We start from the raw sequence: 2,576 nt of genomic DNA, 5'->3' as shown, positions 1-2,576 counted from the left end.
CGGCCACCGCACCGGTCAGCGCGGCAGCGTGCTGCGGTCCGCGCCGACGAAGACGTCGAGCACGTCGACCCCCGCCAGGTCGGCGTCCGCGACCAGCAGCCCACCGGCCCGGTAGGGCAGCGTCCGGCGGCTGCCCGGCAGCGGCCGCCCGTCACCGAGCACGACGACGTCGCCGTCCCCGGCGCTCACGTGGTACCGCACCGTGCGCCGCCGGCCCGCGAGCTCGATCTCGACCGTCGTCCCGTCGTCCTGCACGGCGAGCACAGGGTCCACGAGCACCGCGCCCGGGCGCACCACCAGCCCGAGCGCGCCCTGCACCACCTGGCGCAGGTAGATCCCCGGGCCGGAGGAGTAGACCCGCCAGCCGCCGCGCACCCCGACCGGGTCGGCCGCACCCTCGCGCAGCCGGTCCCACTGCGCGGCGGCGGTGAAGCGGTCCGGGAAGTCGGCGTCGGAGGAGGAGAAGTAGCAGTTGCGCTGCCGCGGCTCGCTCGTGGCCAGCCGGGCGTGCTGGCCCACCGGGCTGATCCGCAGCAGCTCGGTCACCACGCTCGGACGGCCCAGCGCGGCGAGCGCCTCGACGTACCTGATGTGCGCATGGGTGTACATGAGCCCGATCTCGCGCCCGATGTTCGCGGCCTGCTCACCGCGCCGGAAGAATCGGGTGACGCCGTCGGCGTAGGGCGCCGGCCGGTCCATGAGCCGCACCCCGTCCGGGTAGTGCAGGTGCTCGGTGACCAGCGCCTCGTGCGCCGCGGCCTGCTCGGGGGTGAACAGCCCGGCGATGATCGACCTGGTCATCGGGATGAGCCGGTAGTGCAGCCCGGTGCGCCGGTCGGTGGGGTGGATCACCGGCCAGGCGCCCTCCGGTGCGAACACCACGTACCCGGCGAGCACCCCGTCGACGACGAGCCGGTCGTCGAACTCCTGCGCGATGCCCGCTGCCTCGGCCGCGAGCTCGGTGGCCAGGTCGTCGTACGCGGTGCCGGCCAGCAGCCGGGCGCCGTCGTGGGCGGTCTGGTAGAGCAGGGCCACCGTCCAGGACGAGGCCATCTCCTCGCGCATCGAGGCCTGGGCCGGCTGCAGGGTGTCGTCCCAGTCGCCCTCGCCGTAGGAGAGCAGCGCGGTGCCGGGCGCCCGGTGCGAGCGGACGTACGCCATCGTGGCGCGCAGGTGGTCGGCCACGCTCACCGGCACGGTGCCGGGCCGGCGGTGCACGTCGTCCCAGAACGGCACCTGCTCGGCGAGCACCGCGAGGTCACCCGTCGCGGCCAGGTACTCCACGAGCGCGCGCAGCGGCCACACGACGACGTCGCCGTGCGCCTCGTCCTGGTAGCGCTCGCGGTAGGCGTCGAACATGAACCACTGCGGCAGCGTGCCGTCCGGGTTCTGGTGCGCGAGGACCCGCAGCAGGATGTCGCGCGCGGTGCCCGGGTGGTCGAACGCGAGCGCCAGCTCGAACGGTCCCTGGCACACGTCGCGCGTACCCCAGGCCGCGCCCGAGTACTGCTCGAGCCCGTGCGGCACGAGGAAGTGCACGAGCGCGTTCTGCGCGAACCACGGCACGAGCGCGTTGAGCTCGGCGAGGCGGCCGTCGCCAACCACGTGCAGGTGCCGGGTGAGCGCGGCCACCGTCGCGCGGTGCCCGGCCAGCTCGGCCGGCACGTCGAGCGGTGCGGCCAGCAGCGGTGCGGCGGCCGCCCATGCCGCCTCGACGCCGTCGAGCGCACCGGTGAGCACCACCCGCACGTCTGCGGTGCCGGGGGCGGAGACGGTGAGCACACCGGTGCCGTGCGGGCCGTCGCCGCCGAGCAGCGGGCCGTCGTCACCGACCACGCCGTCGGGGCTGGCCAGCACGTAGGTGAGGTCGGGGCAGTGCGCCGCCGCATCGGTCCCCGGGGACGCGGTGACGACGACGGCGTGCCCGTCGGCCGTGGGCGCGGCGGACCAGGAGCCGGCGAGCTCGACATCGGCCGTCACGAGCACGTCGACCGGCCGGTCGGTGCGCACCCGCACCTCGATCGCGCGGTCGTGCGCGCGGGCCGTCGTGGTCACGTCCACCGCGAGGTCGCCGGTGCGGTACACCCAGCGCACCCCGCCCAGGTCCATGACCAGGGCGGACGGGACGCCGAGCAGCTGCCAGCCGGCGGCACCCCGCACCAGCACGCGCAGCCCGGCCTGGTGCAGCAGGTTGAGCTGGTGGCGCTGCACCGACAGGAACCGGTTGGCCGTCGTGTTGCCCACGACGACGTGCGAGGCGAACACCCCGGCGGCGTACACCGTGGCGGACAGCACACCGTCGGTCGCGGTCACGTCGTCGCCGGCCTTGAGGACATGGCCGTGCGAACGGGCGACGGAGGCCTCCTTGGCCCGGGACACCACATGGGTGGCCGCACCGTCGAAGAAGGACAGCAGGGCACCGGCGCGGTCGCGCTCGGGGTGCAGCACGCGGCCGTCGCCGAGCGCGACGAGCGCGTCGTCCGGCAGCGGGTCGCCGACGAGCAGCGGGGCCTGCAGCAGCAGCGAGCGGGCGGGCGGCTCGGCGCCGACGACGGCCGGGGTCGCGGTGGTGGTCG

At 75.4% G+C, this 2,576-nt stretch carries 1 protein-coding gene; it reads right to left on the bottom strand.

Annotated features, from left to right (window positions below; genetic code table 11):
* Positions 1–15 precede the first annotated feature (15 nt).
* Positions 16–2,576: GH36-type glycosyl hydrolase domain-containing protein (locus tag F2B26_RS15685; protein ID WP_159810942.1), on the bottom strand; the 2,561-nt coding region annotated here is incomplete at its 5' end.

The organism is Cellulomonas citrea (genome assembly GCF_009829685.1).
Lineage (GTDB): Bacteria > Actinomycetota > Actinomycetes > Actinomycetales > Cellulomonadaceae > Cellulomonas > Cellulomonas citrea.
Note: the sequence above shows the minus strand (reverse complement) of the source record. Positions and strands in the feature narration are given on the sequence as shown.